Annotated in this window: 15 protein-coding genes and 1 riboswitch; of the genes, 11 read left to right on the top strand and 4 right to left on the bottom strand. The window is 50.3% G+C overall.

The annotated features are described in order from the left end of the window. Nucleotides 1–32: 32 nt before the first annotated feature. Nucleotides 33–359 carry a hypothetical protein gene (locus tag CIG75_RS15805; protein ID WP_094237495.1) on the bottom strand — a complete coding sequence of 109 codons (327 nt, stop codon included), beginning with the start codon at nucleotides 357–359 and terminating at the stop codon, nucleotides 33–35. A 261-nt stretch (nucleotides 360–620) separates the two neighbouring features. On the opposite strand from CIG75_RS15805, the gene CIG75_RS15800 reads away from it, so the two are divergent. The 8 genes from CIG75_RS15800 (at nucleotide 621) to CIG75_RS15765 (ending at nucleotide 9,083) form a co-directional block, all read left to right on the top strand. Beyond that, entirely contained in the window at nucleotides 621–923 is a 303-nt protein-coding gene (locus CIG75_RS15800; RefSeq protein ID WP_172844506.1) for an ArsR/SmtB family transcription factor, read from the top strand. 42 nt (nucleotides 924–965) lie between these two features. After that, nucleotides 966–3,581, top strand: coding sequence for a heavy metal translocating P-type ATPase (locus CIG75_RS15795; RefSeq protein WP_265415042.1), 2,616 nt, complete (start codon nucleotides 966–968; stop codon nucleotides 3,579–3,581). Between the two features lie 34 nt (nucleotides 3,582–3,615). Then, the gene (locus CIG75_RS15790; protein WP_094237493.1) at nucleotides 3,616–4,209 is read left to right on the top strand and encodes a PCYCGC motif-containing (lipo)protein; all 594 of its coding nucleotides are present in this window, start codon (nucleotides 3,616–3,618) and stop codon (nucleotides 4,207–4,209) included. Between the two features lie 250 nt (nucleotides 4,210–4,459). Then, nucleotides 4,460–5,626 (top strand): pyridoxal phosphate-dependent aminotransferase, encoded by a 1,167-nt coding sequence (locus tag CIG75_RS15785; protein WP_094237492.1) that lies wholly within the window; start codon nucleotides 4,460–4,462, stop codon nucleotides 5,624–5,626. Nucleotides 5,627–5,706: 80 nt separating this feature from the next. After that, a riboswitch (SAM riboswitch) is annotated at nucleotides 5,707–5,819 on the top strand. Nucleotides 5,820–5,907: 88 nt separating this feature from the next. Continuing rightward, nucleotides 5,908–7,128 carry a 2,3-diketo-5-methylthiopentyl-1-phosphate enolase gene (locus CIG75_RS15780; protein ID WP_265415041.1) on the top strand — a complete coding sequence of 407 codons (1,221 nt, stop codon included), beginning with the start codon at nucleotides 5,908–5,910 and terminating at the stop codon, nucleotides 7,126–7,128. Between the two features lie 18 nt (nucleotides 7,129–7,146). Beyond that, nucleotides 7,147–7,827 (top strand): 2-hydroxy-3-keto-5-methylthiopentenyl-1-phosphate phosphatase, encoded by a 681-nt coding sequence (locus CIG75_RS15775; RefSeq protein WP_094237490.1) that lies wholly within the window; start codon nucleotides 7,147–7,149, stop codon nucleotides 7,825–7,827. Further along, a complete protein-coding gene (gene mtnB / locus CIG75_RS15770) occupies nucleotides 7,824–8,489 on the top strand; it encodes a methylthioribulose 1-phosphate dehydratase (RefSeq protein WP_094237489.1) in 666 nt (221 codons plus the stop codon). Before CIG75_RS15775 ends, mtnB begins: the two co-directional genes overlap by 4 nt. A 51-nt stretch (nucleotides 8,490–8,540) precedes the next feature. Beyond that, nucleotides 8,541–9,083: a 1,2-dihydroxy-3-keto-5-methylthiopentene dioxygenase gene (locus CIG75_RS15765; protein ID WP_094237488.1), complete on the top strand. Its 543-nt coding sequence runs from the start codon at nucleotides 8,541–8,543 to the stop codon at nucleotides 9,081–9,083. 951 nt (nucleotides 9,084–10,034) lie between these two features. On the opposite strand, the gene CIG75_RS15760 is transcribed toward CIG75_RS15765, so the two are convergent. Then, nucleotides 10,035–10,586: a hypothetical protein gene (locus CIG75_RS15760; RefSeq protein WP_094237487.1), complete on the bottom strand. Its 552-nt coding sequence runs from the start codon at nucleotides 10,584–10,586 to the stop codon at nucleotides 10,035–10,037. A gap of 468 nt (nucleotides 10,587–11,054) precedes the next feature. Between CIG75_RS15760 and CIG75_RS15755 the strand changes: the two genes are divergently transcribed. Then, nucleotides 11,055–12,629, top strand: coding sequence for a malate:quinone oxidoreductase (locus tag CIG75_RS15755; protein WP_094237486.1), 1,575 nt, complete (start codon nucleotides 11,055–11,057; stop codon nucleotides 12,627–12,629). 443 nt (nucleotides 12,630–13,072) lie between these two features. Here the strand turns inward: CIG75_RS15755 and CIG75_RS15745 are convergent, their stop codons facing one another. Continuing rightward, complete coding sequence (locus CIG75_RS15745; RefSeq protein WP_157729590.1) at nucleotides 13,073–13,522, bottom strand: hypothetical protein; 450 nt, start codon at nucleotides 13,520–13,522, stop codon at nucleotides 13,073–13,075. Between the two features lie 423 nt (nucleotides 13,523–13,945). Continuing rightward, nucleotides 13,946–14,209: a hypothetical protein gene (locus CIG75_RS15740; protein ID WP_094237483.1), complete on the bottom strand. Its 264-nt coding sequence runs from the start codon at nucleotides 14,207–14,209 to the stop codon at nucleotides 13,946–13,948. Between the two features lie 629 nt (nucleotides 14,210–14,838). Here CIG75_RS15740 and CIG75_RS15735 point away from each other — a divergent pair. Both CIG75_RS15735 and CIG75_RS15730 read left to right on the top strand, forming a co-directional pair. Beyond that, the gene (locus CIG75_RS15735; RefSeq protein ID WP_094237482.1) at nucleotides 14,839–16,524 is read left to right on the top strand and encodes a methyl-accepting chemotaxis protein; all 1,686 of its coding nucleotides are present in this window, start codon (nucleotides 14,839–14,841) and stop codon (nucleotides 16,522–16,524) included. Nucleotides 16,525–16,715: 191 nt separating this feature from the next. Beyond that, nucleotides 16,716–17,033 (top strand): rhodanese-like domain-containing protein, encoded by a 318-nt coding sequence (locus CIG75_RS15730; RefSeq protein WP_322348590.1) that lies wholly within the window; start codon nucleotides 16,716–16,718, stop codon nucleotides 17,031–17,033. Nucleotides 17,034–17,110: the final 77 nt, after the last annotated feature.

The raw sequence follows: 17,110 nt of genomic DNA, 5'->3' as shown, positions 1-17,110 counted from the left end.
GGTCTTTTTGAATTTCTGGTGCATGTGGAAGATTAGTAGAAGCCGCGGTAACCATAGCCGTATCCGTAACGGCCATATCCATAACCGGCATACAACGGAGCCAGAGCCAGCAGCGTAAGAAAGGGGAGGAAGAAAAGTGGGAAAAATACTTCTTGGCCGTCCACTTGACCTGGACGGTCTGCCGTTTCGAATTTTTGCAGGTTGCTGTCTGCTGCCGCCAGCCCGCCGCCTGGAATACGCTCCATGTAGATGCCGTCGCGGGTGACTCTGCGAACAATACCAACATGTCTGCCGCTGCGACAATGCGCGATGACCGATTGGCCCATGTAACCGCGTGCTTGATTATAACCAATTGCCATTTGCAAGAACCTCCTTTAGCTCTTTTATGATCATCCTACGAAAAGCGGCGCGTACAAGCGTTCCGCACTTGCTGATTTCTAACGCCAGATAGAAAAAATAGGCAATCACATTGACAGTGGCGGACAGGTTGCGGTATGTTAGAAACAAATACATGAACAATTGCTCATATATAATCATACACTGATTGGACAAAGGAGGGATCTTACGTGGAAACAAAGACCGATACTTGCTGCAACGTGATCCACGGAGAGACGGTGAACATGGTGAAAGCGGCGGAGTTGCCGGAGGAGCAGGTGAGCGATCTGGCGACGATCTTTCAAGCGTTGGGAGACACGACGCGAGTGCGGATCATACATGCACTAGTGCAGTCGGAGATGTGTGTCTGCGATCTGGCAGCCGTGCTCGGCATGACCCAGTCGGCGATCTCACATCAACTGCGCACGTTGCGCAATCTTCGCATCATCAAGCGCCGCAAAGAAGGTCGCGTCGCCTATTACAGCATCGATGATCATCACATCCTGACGCTTTTCAATACCGGGCTCGAGCACGTCTCGCATCGTTAGAACCACACGGCATTTCCATGTTGGAGAGGAGGAGAAATACAGATGGGTAACAATCAAGGATTCAATCGGGAGAAAAAACAAGCGCCAATCAACCACGATGAACATGATCGGACACACGACCGGGAACAGGTACGCGATCATGAAAAAGACGTAAAACATGCGCATGATGTAGACTCTACATTTGAACAAGTACACGACCATGATGGTGAAAATAGCCATGAACATGCAGACGACCATGAACATGCACATAAACTTGAACATGCAGACGATCATGAACATGCACATAAACTTGAACATGTAGACGACCATGATCATGCACATAACCATGGACATGCAGACGGCCACGATCACACACACGACCATAATTACGCACATGACCACGAACACGATCATGACCATTCGGCCTCTTGCTGTTCCACAGATGCAGGTGTATGTTGCCCGCCATCTGACCATTTTGAAGAGCTGGTGATGCTTTCGGATGTCCAACCAGAGGAGTCGAGTGCTACCGATCTGCAGCTAGGTGAAGCACGCTCCGTGTTTCGCGTCGATGGGATGGACTGTGGTGAATGTGCGCGCACCGTGCAGCGCGTGATGGGCAAACTAAGCGGGGTGCGCGAAGTGGCGGTCAGCTTTAACACCACGAAAATGACGGTCGTGCACAACGCGTCGCTGGAGACGATTCAAAAGACGGTCAGCGATGTTGGCTATCGGGCCACCGTCCTCGAGACCACGCTCCAAGATCCAGACGTTCCTGTCGCAACGGGAGGCGAAGCGGCTGAACCTGGCTTCTGGGAAAAACACAAACGCACTGTTCTGACCACCGTCTCGGGCCTGTTCCTCGGGGTTGGACTGATCACCGAATTTGCGGGCGGGTCCGAATCGGCAGCTATCGTCTGCTATCTGATCGCGATCCTCACAGGTGGCTTCTATGCCGCCCGAGCTGGCTATTTTGCCTTAAAATCGTTCACGCTCGATATGAACTTCCTGATGACTGTCGCGGCGATCGGGGCTGCTGCAATTGGCGAATGGTCGGAAGGTGCCACCGTCGTCTTTCTCTTCTCAGTCGGCAACTGGCTACAGGCCAGCACGATGGAACGCACTCGACGCTCGATCCGTTCTCTGATCGGTTTCGCTCCCAAAGAAGCGTTGGTTCGTCGCAATGGACAGGAGCAAACCGTATCGGTCGATCATTTGCAGATCGGAGACCTGATCCTCGTCCGGCCCGGTGAGCGCATCCCGATGGATGGACGGGTCGAAGCTGGCTCCTCCACCGTCAACCAAGCGCCTGTCACTGGCGAATCGATCCCTGTGCTGAAGCAGATGGGGGATGAAGTATTCGCAGGTACACTCAATGAAACGGGCGGTTTGGAAGTGATTGTGACCAAAAAAGTTCAAGATTCCACGCTCAGCCGCATGATATACTTGGTGGAGGAAGCTCAAGAACAGAAAGCGCCGTCGCAGCAGTTTGTTGACCGCTTTGCCACATATTACACACCGATCGTCGTGGTGCTGGCGATCCTGATCGCCGTGCTGCCGCCGTTGTTTACGGGCGACCCGTTCAGCGATTGGATCTACCGCGCATTGGCGTTGCTCGTCATCGCCTGCCCCTGCGCGCTCGTCATCTCCACCCCGGTCGCCATCGTCGCTGCCATCGGCAACGCAGCCAAGCGCGGCGTGTTGATCAAAGGCGGCGCGTACCTCGAACTGATGGGCCAAATCAGAGCGGTCGCATTTGATAAAACGGGCACACTGACGCAAGGCAAGCCTGTCGTCGTTCTCGTAGAACCGTTTGACGGCGTTGATCAAGAGCAACTGCTCACCGTCGCCGCTTCCATCGAAGCGCGCTCCGAGCATCCGTTGGCCCGTGCTGTCCTGCTGCTTGGTGAGCAAAAAGGCATCCGAGCGCTGCCTGTGCAACAGTTCCAGGCTGTTGCAGGCAAAGGTGCACAAGGTCATCTCGACGGCGCGCTGTATCGGATTGGCAAACCATCGTGGTTTGAAGAGCTCGGCTACGACGGAACTGACAGATTGAAAACGGTTCTCTCCGTTCAGCACGAACAGGGCCATACGGTGATGCTGGTCGCTGATGAACAGCAGATCATCGGTTTGATCGCTGTGGCCGACACCGTTCGACCAGACAGCGCAGACACGATCGCCAAGCTGAAACAGGCAGGTACCGCCCATACAGTGATGTTAACAGGTGACCACGCCCGCATCGCCAAATCGATCGCCAAGCAAGTCGGGATCGATGAGTACCACGGCGACTTGCTCCCCGAGCAAAAGCTGGCTCGCATCACCGAACTCAAACAGCGTCACCACCTCGTCGCGATGGTCGGTGACGGCATCAACGATTCCCCCGCCCTAGCCGCCTCCGACATCGGGATCGCGATGGGTGGGGCAGGAACGGACATCGCATTGGAGACGGCCGATATCGTCTTGATGTCTGATGACATCAGCAAATTGCCGTTCACCGTCCGTCTCAGCCGCAAAGCGCTGCGCCTGATCAAGCAAAACATCTGGTTCTCCCTGCTCGTGAAACTTGCGTTCCTTTTGTTGACCGTAGCAGGTCTATCCAACCTGTGGATGGCCGTGTTTGCAGATACTGGTGCGGCTCTGCTCGTCATATTAAACGGTATGAGATTAATCAAAGTGCGATAAACAATCCCAACGATAGCAGGAGGAAGCAACATACATGAAAAAGCTGACCAAGATCGTGTTTGCCAGCGCGATTGTGATGACGATCGCTACAGGCTGTGGCACGTCTGACAAGGCGACGACGACCGACGAACATTCCGGACATGGCGACCATGCTTCTAACGGTGGCACCAGCAATGGTGGACATCCTGCCGGGGCACAAGCGGAAGCCTATAAAACGCTGAAAGTTGGCGAAAGCGTCAAATTGACCAAGATCGGTGATATGCAGGAAGTGACGGAAAACGCCATGTCCTATCCGAAGTTCCTATCGAGCAAAAACACCAAGATCAAGCAATCTTACGCGGCAGCTGTGCAGAATCTCGATGTCCTGAAATTCATTCCCTGCTACTGCGGTTGTGGTGATCACGCCGGACATAAAAGCAACGCCGAGTGCTTTGTGAAAGACGTCCGCGAAGACGGCGCGGTCGTTTGGGACGACCACGGCACCCGTTGCGACACCTGCATGAACATTGCCCTCGAAGCGGCTGATATGAAAGCACAAGGCAAGTCAGCGCAAGACATCCGCGAAACGATCGACAAAAAATACAAAGAAGGCTACGCGAAACCAACACCGACGCCGATGCCTTCATAATTTACAGGATACAGGAGGCTGTTGAGAATCTCTCAACAGCCCTTTTTGATGTTGGAAGCAGATCAACTGCACGCTGCAAACGATATGACTGCTGAGCAGATTTTGGCTGTCTTCGAACCTCGATGGAGATCGATCGGAAATGGTACGGCATGTCATCCTGTGTCCATTTAGACTTGTTTTTCGATTTCAATTCGCTGTATAGTATGAAGCGTGAATGTATGTTTGACTTTTCAGAAAGGGGATGTTACCCATGAATATAAAATCGGCTGATCGATTGCAAGGACTACCCACCCAATTTTTCTCTACGATGGTGGCAAAAGTAAACTCGTACATCGCCCAAGGGCATGATGTGATCAACCTCGGCCAAGGCAATCCGGACTTGCCAACCCCGCCGCATATTGTCGAATCGCTGCGCCATGAGGTGCTCGATCCTGTCACGCACAAATACCCGCCGTTCTCCGGGCTGTTCGAATTGAAGCAGGCGATCGCATCTTGGTACAAAAACGAATTTGACGTCGATCTCGACCCAGCGACCGAAGTGGCGATCCTCTTTGGCGGGAAAACGGGCCTCGTCGAAATTTCCCAATGTCTGCTCAACCCCGGCGATGTTTGCCTTGTCCCCGATCCGGGCTATCCTGATTACTGGTCTGGCGTCGCGCTTTCTGGCGCGGAGATGACGATGATGCCGTTGTTGCGCGACAACGCTTTCTTACCCGACTACAGCCAGATTCCGGCAGACAAGCTCGCCAAAGCCAAGTTGATGTTCCTCAACTATCCGAACAACCCGACTTCGGCAACCGCACCGCGCGCCTTTTACGAAGACACAGTCCGCTTTGCGGAACAGAACAACGTGATCGTCGCGTCCGACTTCGCATACGGTGCAATCGGTTTCGATGGAGTAAAACCGGTATCCTTCCTGCAAACGCCAGGCGCGAAAGAGGTCGGGGTCGAATTCTACACCCTCTCGAAAACGTACAACATGGCAGGCTGGCGCGTCGGCTTTGCGCTGGGGAACAAAGAGGTGGTCCGTTTGATCAACCTGATCCAAGACCATTACTACGTCTCGTTGCCAGCTTTTATCCAGCGTGCTTCGGTCACTGCGCTCACCTCATCTCAAGACTGCGTGCACCAACTGGCCGCTACCTACGAACAGCGCCGCAATGTCTTTGTGAGCGGTTTGAAAAAAGCGGGTTGGGACGTGCTGACGCCACAAGGCTCTTTCTTTACGTGGGTGCCAGTGCCAAAAGGCTTCACGTCGGTCGAGTTCTCGGACACGCTCTTAGAACAGGCGCACGTGATGGTCGCGCCGGGCGTCGGCTTTGGACCGAGTGGAGAGGGGTATGTTCGAGTCGGTCTTTTGACCAGCGAACAGCGTTTGCAGGAAGCGGTTGAGCGAATGGCCAAGATTTCTCTCTAATCGATTTTCGGCAAAGTCATTGACACTCTCTCGCAGAGGTTGTAATATCGTCTACAGAAGTTTTCTCACATATAAGACAACTCTTATCCAGAGCAGGCGGAGGGACTGGCCCTACGATGCCCGGCAACCGGTTTTCACGTACTTGTGATCACACGGTGCTAATTCCTTCAGGAAATATCCTGAGAGATAAGAGGCTGACCATGAAATTTTGTCGCCTCTTTCTTGACCAAGAAAGAGGCTTTTACTATGTTCTAGACTATTCGCATAGAGGTGATCGTCTCGTGACCCGACAAGAATTTGTTCATGTCACCTATTTGGCCCACGGCAAACCGGGTACAGATTGGCAGAAAAAAGCGGAAGGCATCGCGATCGGTCTGACTGTTGGCTCGTGGACAGACCTTCCGGCAGCTCGCAAGGATGCGATGCAAAAACATCTCGGACACGTGGTAAAGGCAGAAGAGATCGGCATGGATGCACACGGCCTCAGCCAAGCGCTGTTGACCATCGCCTATCCGACGCTCAATTTCACGCCGGATGTGCCAGCGCTGTTGACTTCGGTGTTCGGCAAACTGTCGATGGACGGAAAGATCCGACTGGTGGACATCGAATTGCCTATCGCGTTCCAAAGTCAATTCCCTGGCCCGAAATATGGCATCGACCAAATCCGCAAGCAGTTGGGCATCGAAAATCGCCCGCTGTTGATGAGCATTTTCAAATCGGTGATCGGGTACGACATCGAGGCACTGGCAGACGCGTTCTACCAGCAGGCGCTCGGTGGCGTTGATTTGGTCAAGGATGACGAAATCTTCTTTGATGAAACGTACGCGCCGTTCGAAAAGCGCATCGAAGCCTGCCGTCTGGCAGCGGAGCGTGCCAAAGAGCAGACTGGCAAGAGTACGCTTTATGCGGCGAACTTAACCGGACCTGTCACCGAAATTTTCGAGAAAGCGCGTCGGGCAGTGGACGCAGGGGCGAACGCGCTTTTGCTAAACGTTTTGACCTACGGCTACGATGTGTTGCAGCGCCTCGCTGCCGACCCGAAGATCACGGTGCCGATCATGGCCCATCCGGCGATGGCCGGTGCGATGTATCCGTCCGAACAGTATGGGATCGCAGCTCCGGTGTTGCTGGGGAAACTGATGCGCGTGGCGGGGGCCGATTTCTCGCTCTATCCGTCGGCGTATGGCTCGGTCGCGATGGAACGCGGCGAAACGTTGAAGATCGCCGAGGCGTTGCGTGCCGAACAGAGCGGTCTCAACCGTACGTTCCCGGTGCCGTCCGCGGGCATTCATCCAGGTCTTGTGCCAGTATTGTATGGAGATCTCGGCAATGACCAGATCATCAATGCTGGCGGTGGTATCCATGGGCATCCGGGCGGCTCAAGTGCGGGCGGACGGGCGTTCGTGGCGGCAATTGATGCGGTGGTGGCAGGAAAGACGCTGAGCGAAGCGGCTGAACAATCCAAAGAATTGAAAACAGCTTTGGAGCTGTGGAACAAATAGAGAAGGAGTCGGGCAACTATGAGTAAACGCATCGCGATCTTTTGTGACTTTGACGGCACGATTACGGAGCGCGACATGATCATCACGATCATGGAGAAGTTTGGCGCTCCTGGCTGGGAGACGATCAAGGATCAGATTCTCGGTCAAGAGATTACGATCCAAAGTGGAGTCGGTCAGCTCTTCGCTGGCATTTCATCTGCAAAGCAGGACGAAATCGCAGCCTATGCCCAAGAGGTCGCGGTGATTCGCGAAGGGTTTGCGGAGTTCCTGACGTTTTGTAAAGAGCAAGGAATTGATTTTTGGGTGACCAGTGGTGGGATCGACTTTTTCGTCCTCCCGCTTCTGGCTCCGTTTGCGATTGATAACCCGATCTACAGCAACGGTAGCAGTTTTACTGGCGAGCAGATCGAGATTCTCTGGCCGCACGCTTGTGACGAACATTGCACCAGCGGCTGTGGGATGTGTAAACCGTCCGTCCTGCGCAAGTTCCCAGATGAAGAGACGTTCAAAGTGGTCATCGGTGACTCGATCACCGACTTGCAGGCGGCCAAACAAGCCGATTTCGTGCTGGCCAGATCACTTTTGCTACGGAAATGTCAGGAACTCGGACTTCAACACGCTGAATTTGTAACATTCCATGACTGCATTACAGTGCTGAAACAACTCATTAACGAACAAAAGGGGGAGGTTCTGTCATGAGCCAAACATACTTGCAGGAAGAGCGCTACCGCATTGCGGAGCAACTGGTCGCTGTTTCCCAAAACTTTGCATCAAAAGGCTGGTTCCCAGCGACGAGTGGGAACTTGTCGGTCAAATTCAGTCAGGAGCCGTTGACCTTTGGCGTCACCGCAAGTGGTCGTGACAAAGAGAACCTGACGATCCATGACATTTTGTTCGTCGATGGCGATTCGAAAGCACTAGAGCCGACCCAGTTGAAGCCGTCCGCAGAGACGTTGATTCATGCAGAAGTGTACAAACGCATCGGTGCAGAAGCCGGTTCTGTGTTGCATGTACACACGATCTATAACAACCTGATCTCCGAGATTTTTGCCGATCAGCAGTCGGTGGTCATCTCCGACATGGAGTTGATCAAAGGCTTGAACATCTGGGAAGAAGGAGCGACGATTGAAGTGCCGATCGTCGAGAACTTTGCTGACATTCCGCGATTGGCTGAAGAGGTCGGCAAGCGTCTCGACCCGCGCGTTCCGGGCGTTTTGATCCGTAAGCACGGTATCTATGCGTGGGGGGACAGCGTGGCGTCTGTGAAGCGCCATGTGCAGGCCTTTGAGTTTATGTTCGAGTACCTGTTCAAGTATCTGCAATTTCAGGGCTCCGCAGGTAAAGTCCCGACAGTTGTTTGAAATGTGTGATAAAATCGAGTCAAGATATTAAACCTCAGAGGAGGAATCAACATGCCGTCCATTCGCTTTGTGGCAACCGATGAACGCATCGAAGGCGTTGAGCAAGTAACCGAGTATCTGAATACGCAAGGTATCGTCTACGAATACTGGGATATTTCCAAACTCCCGCTGGAACTGCAAGAAGACTACAAAGTCACGCCGGAATTGCAAGAAGCGATCCTCAACACGTTTCGTCCTGAGATCGACGCACTGTCCGAGAAGCATGGCTACAAGTCCTCCGATATCGTCGTGCTGTCCGATCAGACCCCGAACCTGGAAGACCTGCTCACCAAGTTCAAAGACGAGCATCACCACACCGAGGACGAAGTGCGCTTTATCGTCGATGGCGAGGCGATTTTCACCCTGAAAGGGCCGAAAGATGATACGTACTATGATGTTATTCTGTACCCGGGCGATTTGATCTCGGTGCCGACCAACACCCGCCACTGGTTCACGCTGACCGACCTGCGCAAGGTGAAGGCGATCCGTATCTTTGAGAGCAAAGATGGCTGGGTTGCGGTGTATGATGAGAGTGAGTTGCAGAAGCAGGCGTAGTGCTTGTTCGTGGGTTGCGTAGAGAGTTTTACTACATCGAACTAGACAGGAAAATGTTGAGTTCGGTTTGACGAAAATGCTAGTTCGTTGTGGGTATTCGAATGTCATAACCTCCTGATGCCAAAACACAGGAGGTTTTCTTATGTCCAAAAAACGTGTCACTTTTCGCAATGGTGCAACACAAGAAGTAAAAGGAAGTGAATAAGCAGGTGTTGATCGAGCAGGTGGTGGAAGCGGTGAGCGTGCAAGAACGACAGATGATAGTTTGTTTCGCCTTAGATGAGAAAAAGGCACCCGTTATCGAGTGCCTTAAAAAACTATAGTCGTGACCAAATTCGCCCGCCAAATCCGCCGGTTTCGGATACTTTGACGAACCCGTCTGATGACATTAAGTTCAGCCTCAAGGTGCCACTTTGCAAGATTCTTCCACGCGGTACATCAGCCCAAGAGCCATAGATATCGGTCGCCCGGCTAATCGGATCATATCTCAGGGTTCCATGAAATACGTTCGTAAAGGTTTGCCCCCCACCGTTGTCGCTTAATCCGGTCCACCAGACTTGGTTGCCAATTTGCCGAATGTAGTAACGGCCTCCATCGTCGCATCGCCAGGTTCCCGTCAAATTCAACACCCGAGTAGCTTGCGCATCAACAAAAGAGTCCCAATCATGTGCTTCTCGCGAATGTGTCGACATAGGTACCCAAACGTAGTACATAAGTATGCACCCCTCTATAGGCATTTATATTTGTTACACCATATGTAGCCAATAAACACTGTGCTCTAGGCAGATGCGGATTGTCGATAGGGACAAATAATCGTAGCTGAACTTAGACATGCAATACTTCATGGTAAAATCAAATCTGGCAGATTAGTTGTCGGCTCCATGAGATTGCCTGAGATATTACTTGCCCTTAAAAAAAAAAAGCGACCCTCCAGAAAGGCGGCTCGCTTTTTCAATACGGAAAGAAACTGGATAAATCTTCGAACAAACTGTTGTATACACTCGGGGTGTCTTCCTGCAATTCCAGCTCTACACCCGGCACAGGCAGGCACAGGGCATCATCATACAACCTTTGAATCCCATGTTCCGCCAAAAATGCTAGGACTGTTGCTTCGTAGTTTGCATGTTCAGGCAAGAAAGGGCTGTCCCGAAACTCCACAGCCAGTTTCTCATCTACCAGCCGATCCCGCTCGAATTTCACCATTGCGTAGGGTTCGAGGATTGACAGTTGAATTTCCAGCCAGTAATGGAACGGATGGTTTTTCAGGTATTCGTGCTGCTGATTCCATCCAATGTTCGTGTCCACAAGATTGATTTTGTAGGAAAAGCATTTTGCATAGTTCAGGTCGGTCTCGTTTTCAATCAGGCAATTCGCAAAGCGAGTCCGCAACTCCGGTATCCAGTATGTAGAGTCTGCTCTGTATTGAGAAGTGTAGAGGGCGCCAAAACGCTCCTCTACGTTCCGTTCGTAAAGCGATTGAATTTGCGGGATGATCGGATGCATGATAGATCCTCCTAGTTAGGACACGGGATAGCCGTGGATGTTACCTTTTTTGTCTTGGTGCACCTTGATCTTCGGCTTACTTGGCCCTTGATCGTATAGGCGTACACTGCCGTCAAGCTTCTTGCCCTCGCCGCGAACCCAAGCATCCTGTGTCTCACTTACGGTCGGTTGGTACAACTGATACCCTGCAAGAGTGTCGGCTCATAGTCTAGTTGAAATGGATCGCTGAGCTATCAACTCGAAGGCGTCACGACCATAGTCAAAGCTGCTACGAAGAATCCCCTGAATTGGAGCCAGGGCGAAATCAATTCATGTGCCAAAATTCCTCCCCCCTTTCAAGAGGGGCTGAGCCTATTTAATCGACAAGTGGCAAACCAATCCATGCAAGAAGCTTGTCTATCATTAATCAAAATAGACTTTATTATGGTATACTTGAGATAGAAAAGGTGTGTTCTTAGATTTCGCGCCATGCATTTTGTGAGATCTAAGCTGGAGTGCCTACTTTTTTTTGCAAAAATAGGGGGAAGGAAGAAGGCCATCATGAGTAACATACGGAAAAAAACAGACGTTATCTTAATTGGTGCCGGAGTCATGAGCGCGACTTTGGGATCTTTACTGAAAGAGTTAGCACCAGACTGGGAAATTAAAGTGTTTGAGAAACTCGCAAATGCAGGAGAAGAAAGCTCGAACGAATGGAATAATGCGGGTACAGGCCATGCTGCTCTGTGCGAGCTTAATTATACATCCGAAAAATCGGATGGATCAATCGATGTTAGCAAAGCGATAAAAATCAATGAACAATTTCAGCTGTCCAGACAGTTTTGGACCTATCTTGTGAACACTAGCAATCTGATTCGGAATCCACAGGACTTTATCATGCCCATTCCCCATATGAGCTTCGTACAAGGGGAAGGGAATGTAACGTTTTTGAAAAAACGCTTTGAAGCACTGTCGACCAATCCTCTCTTTCAAGGAATGGAATACTCGGATGACCCTGAAAAACTGAAGGAATGGATCCCGCTGATCATGGAAGGTCGTACATCGAATGAACCGATCGCGGCCACAAAGATCGACTCCGGAACGGATGTCAACTTTGGTGCGTTAACACGCATGATGTTTGACCACCTAAAGAGTAAAGGCGTTGAGGTCAATTACAAGACTAGCGTTGAAGGTTTGAAACGTACCGCCGACGGCTCGTGGGAATTGAAAGTGCATGACATCGAAAGAGGTAAAATCGAATATCATACTGCAAAATTCGTTTTTATCGGCGGTGGTGGCGGAAGTCTGCCTTTGCTGCAAAAAACCGGTATTCCTGAGTCGAAACATATTGGAGGATTCCCTGTAAGCGGTCTCTTTATGGTATGTAACAATCCGGAAGTCATAGCGGACCATCATGCTAAAGTATACGGGAAGGCTAAGGTTGGCGCTCCTCCGATGTCTGTTCCGCATCTTGATACAAGATATATCAACAACAAAAAAACATTGCTGTTTGGACCGTTCGCCGGCTTTTCACCAAAGTTCTTGAAAACAGGTTCTAATTTTGACTTGATCGGTTCTGTAAAACCGAATAACCTCATCACGATGATGGCAGCAGGCGTAAAGGAGATGGCATTGACAAAATACCTGATCCAGCAAGTGATGTTATCAAATGACAAGCGTATGGAAGAATTGCGCGAGTTTATTCCGAATGCCCAAAAAAAGGATTGGGATATCGTGGTAGCAGGCCAGCGTGTGCAGGTTATTAAAGATACGAAGGCCGGAAAAGGAACCCTTCAATTCGGTACGGAAGTCATCAGCGCGGCTGACGGCTCGGTCGCTGCCTTGCTCGGAGCTTCTCCAGGTGCTTCTACTGCTGTTCACGTTATGCTTGAGGTATTGGAAAAATGCTTCCCGCAACATATGATGGAGTGGGAAGAGAAGATCAAAGAAATGATTCCGTCCTATGGCGTGTCACTCGCGGAAAACCCGGAGCTCTTCCAGGAAATTCACGCGTCAACAGCGCAGGCGCTTGGTCTAAGCGAACAAGAACTGGTCTATAGTTAATTGTTCGTTGCACAACTGATCCCCATCAAGGGTGTCGGCTCATATGATATTTCATGACAAAATAGATCCCCTGAGCCTCAAAACTCATAGGCGGGTCTATTTCTGTTTGTTTTACGGGCAAGGTTTTTATGAAGCCATGACTATACTCGAAGAGAGTATAGTCGGTGTTGAGGGCTTTTCGGACGGGGCAATCTGGGGAAGAATGGGTGCCGTGATCGGCGTGAATGGGATATATGGGAATACCTGTATAAGAGCAAGACGAGGCAAGGAGTTTGGGTGTGGTGTGGGCATGAGTTTGAGGCTGAGGCGGAAAAGAGTGCGAAGGAGTATTTGCAAAGTTTGGGACAAGAGGGAATATGAACGGTGAATTGGGCGACCCGTATTGACCAAAGTATTAAAGAATGTTTCTTCTGCACCGCATTCAAGGATGAGAAGTAACGATCTTATTCAACCCCATAGGACGAAAGATCCTCTGTCAAAATGTAATGCTTCTTGTTGTAAGAAATATGCGTTGTCGCGCCCTCTAAATAGATTAAAAGATCGGCCGTGGTTTGCTTTTTATTGTATTCCAATCCTTCAGGTGAGGTTGACAGAACGATCTTGTACGGGAACGTTTCGGGGAGTGAATTATCCGCAGAAAGTTTCGCTTTCGAAAGAGTTAAGACGATCCCACGGATATTGTCTCCCTTTAGATCAACAAGAGGCTGCGTTGAACTTCCGTCCGCACTCACTTTAAAAACTTGGACATGATCGAGATAGTCGAATTTCATGTCAAATGTTTGGTTGATAGATACTTCGAGGTCAGATTTGAGTGGAGATGGATCACTACACCCAAACATCAATGTTGCAAGCACAAATAGCAGAACTATATTAAATCTATACAGCATCATCATATCCTCCTAATCCGAAATATGATAGAGAGTGGTGCTCCATTCCCTTTCAACTGTAGCTTAGCAATAGTTTTCGTGCCACCATTTAACATAGGAAGCCCAAGATCATGTAGGCCAGGTATTGGAGTCAATCTCCGGATTCGGCTCTGGGACTTGAACGATACCATGATATCGATTCGCCGTACTACTGTCAGCAAGTATCGCCTGATAGCGGAATGCACAAGATCCACAGTTATACGCACTTTTTGGAGGAACAATCTACAAATGGGGAGAGCGTGTAGACTCTTTTTGGTTCTCATGCAGCGGGGCGGACTTGAACAACGGTAGGCTGTACCCGCTCGCAAATTCGAATCTTGCTCTCTCTGCCAAATTCCAAATAGAAAAAGCTGATGTCTACTTACAGACATCAGCTTTTTTGTTTCTGTTTTAGTACATATATCCGTAGTAAGTGCCCTTGTATTGACCATTTGGGAGCGGAGTAACACCCACGAGCCAGCCATTGAAGCCAGTGTTTTCATCACTGTAGTTATTCGGTGGGTAGCTGGAGAAGTACACTTCCAATTTGACCATTCCCTCGTCTAATTCGGGTTTTACCACGGAGTTTGTTGCTGCTTGTGCAGGAACTGTGTAAGTTGCTACACCTGCGAAAACAGTTGCGGCCAGCATAAGTGCGACAGGCATTTTTTTCATCAACTTCACCTCTTTCTTGTTTTGTAAAATAATAATATCACGATTTATAATTTTATAGGAATATTTTTGAAACTGTCATTATGGTGTCGTTATGAAAGCCAAGTACACCGTCAAAGAGCATCTTCTGAGCACGAAGAGCTTGAGCAAGATGGATAGAAACAGAAAGTTGTGGAGTTTACGCCGACCTTGTGTAGATCTGCTTAGTGAGGCAAGAGTATGACGAAGCAGGGAAGGAGAGCACCAGGAAGCCTCTAAGCAGATGGAATCGTTTCATCACTACATGATCTAGCAATTAGCACAGCACGAGATCATTTTTTGAAAGTAAAGCCCATGACACCCTATGAAAGACTGAAATGGGAGTGTTATTCTCGAACAAAGGTGAGGAGCGGGAAATTGGCAGGTTGCCTGTTCTTTCATAAAAAACACCGTTTTCGAGCAAGCTGTTATTTCCCTGGGAAATCTCGATTGAATCTGGCTACAGCTCTGCAAGTGTGCAAACCCCCTGTTGCGAAACAGGGGGTTTTTAGTCATTGTCAAAAACTTTTCGGTACGCTCCATTTAAAAGTTGTGTCATAATAGGTTTTGACATAAATTTATAATAAAAATGAACTGGCGCAGAGGTGAAGTTGATGAAACTAAAAGCTAAGATCGTACTCTTGTTTTCCTTGGTGATCATTTTGGGTACGGCTGCGATGGGAACTTTTGCAACGTATACATTGAACAGCAAGATCAAAGAAGCTGCTGTGCATAAGCTAACGTCCGATTTGGAGATCAGCAAAGCGCTGATTGAGAGCAAGTATCCGGGCGACTGGTCTGTTCAAGGGGACAAGTTATACAAAGGTAGCACGTTGATCAACGACAATACGGAACTTGTGGACATGGTGGGCGACCTGACTGGCGACACGGTCACCGTGTTTCTCGGCGACAAGCGCGTGACGACCAATGTCAAGAAAGATGATGGTGCGCGTGCTGTTGGTACGACCGTATCTGACATTGTCGCAGAAACCACGCTGAAAAATGGGCAAATCTACTTAGGCGAGGCGACAGTGGTAAATACGCTGAGCCAGACTGCATATGAGCCGATCAAAGACAAAAGCGGCTCGATCATCGGGATTTACTATGTGGGTGTACCTAATTCTGTCTATGATGAAATTGTGATCCGATTTATGGACCAGGTGATCATCTTCGGCATCAGCGGCCTGCTGGTGGCGATTATCGCTTCCTATCTGGTTGCACATTATAATGCGCGTCCTTTGTATAAACTAACTCAGGTGGCGTACCAAGTCGCCAGCGGTGACTTGCGGGTAGAAAAATTGACTGTGAATCGCAAAGATGAACTTGGTGACTTGTCGCGATCGGTCAACAGCATGGTCGATAACTTGCATGAGTTGATCGGAAGCGTGAGCGATACGGCTGTTCAAGTGGCCGCCTCTTCGGAGGAGTTGTCGGCGAGCACGGAACAAGCTGCGATCTCAACGGAGCAAGTGACCGAAACGATTCAAACGGTAGCGGCAGGCGCGGAGTCACAATTGCAGCGCACGCAGGAAAGTGAAATGGCGATCGAAGGTATGACGATGGGCATTCAAAGCATCGCCGAAACGTCGGTAGCCGTTGCGGAAGCCTCGTTGCAATCTGCGATGGAGGCGGAACAAGGGAACGAGTCGATTCAACAGGCGGTTCAGCAGATGGCGATGATTGTGGAGACGGTGAACGAATACGCATCGGGCATGAAAGTGTTGGAGCAGCGTTCGCAGGAGATCGGTGCGATCGTCGAGGTCATCACCGGGATCGCGGCGCAGACCAACTTGCTCGCCTTGAACGCTGCGATCGAAGCGGCACGGGCAGGGGAACATGGCAAAGGGTTTGCCGTGGTTGCCGATGAAGTTCGCAAGTTGGCCGAGCAGTCGGGCCAATCGGCAGGTCAGATCGAGAATTTGATTCAAGCGATTCAAGCAGAGACGACACGCTCGATCGATTCGATGGACAAAGTGATGCGCGAAGTGCAATCGGGTACCGAAGTGGTGCACGTTGCGGGGTCGGCGTTCCATCACATTTTGGAATCGGCAAGGCAGGTTGCGGAACAAGTGCAGGAGATGACCGCTTCTTCGCAGGAGATGAGCGCAAGTTCGCAAGAGGTAGCGCAGTCGGTGGAAGAGGTTACACGCATCGCCAATGACTCGGCGAGCAATGCGAAGATGGTTGCGGCCTCGTCTGAGGAGCAGTTGGCTGTGATCGAGGAAATCTCTCGTTCGTCCGAATCGCTCAGCGAGATGGCACAGGAGTTACAAGAGAAAATCAAAAAATTTCAGGTATAAGCAAGCAGACCTCCCAGCGATGAGCTCGGGAGGTCTAGTGCTTCAAAAATTCGCAACGAACCGTTCAAGTTGCTCTCGCTATGTTACCTGCATATTCTGTATGTAACGAGAAGAATGTGAGTTTCGTTACTTTCAAAAAGGAACTAGCAGTATAGACTAAAGTATTATATGTAACGAGAGGAGGTGGCGACATGGAAAGTGTGATTTCCAGAGTGCAGGAAATCCACCCTGTCGAAGTGGTGGAGCGGTTGAAGAACCGGGAAGCATTGCGCATCATCGATGTTCGAAGTGATCTAGAGATCGAACAGGGTAAAATTCCAGAAGCGGTGCATATTCCGTTGTTTGAAGTGATCGACCGTTACTCAGAATGGGACCGTGGCGAAGAGATCATCTTTGTCTGTCGATCGGGCAGACGGAGCATGGCAGTCTGTCAAGTGTTGACATTGGAAGGATTTCGCAATGTAAAAAATATGAGCGGTGGCATGCTCGCCTATCCTGCCGCGTTGTGATTTGCAGAAAACCTCACTTCTGGTGAGGTTTTTTTTGTTTTTGCATGAGGCTCCACGTTGTAATTCGTTCCGCTTGT

It is taken from the genome of Tumebacillus algifaecis, from assembly GCF_002243515.1.
GTDB classification, from domain to species: Bacteria; Bacillota; Bacilli; order Tumebacillales; family Tumebacillaceae; genus Tumebacillus_A; species Tumebacillus_A algifaecis.
This window is presented reverse-complemented; position numbering and strand designations above follow the sequence as displayed.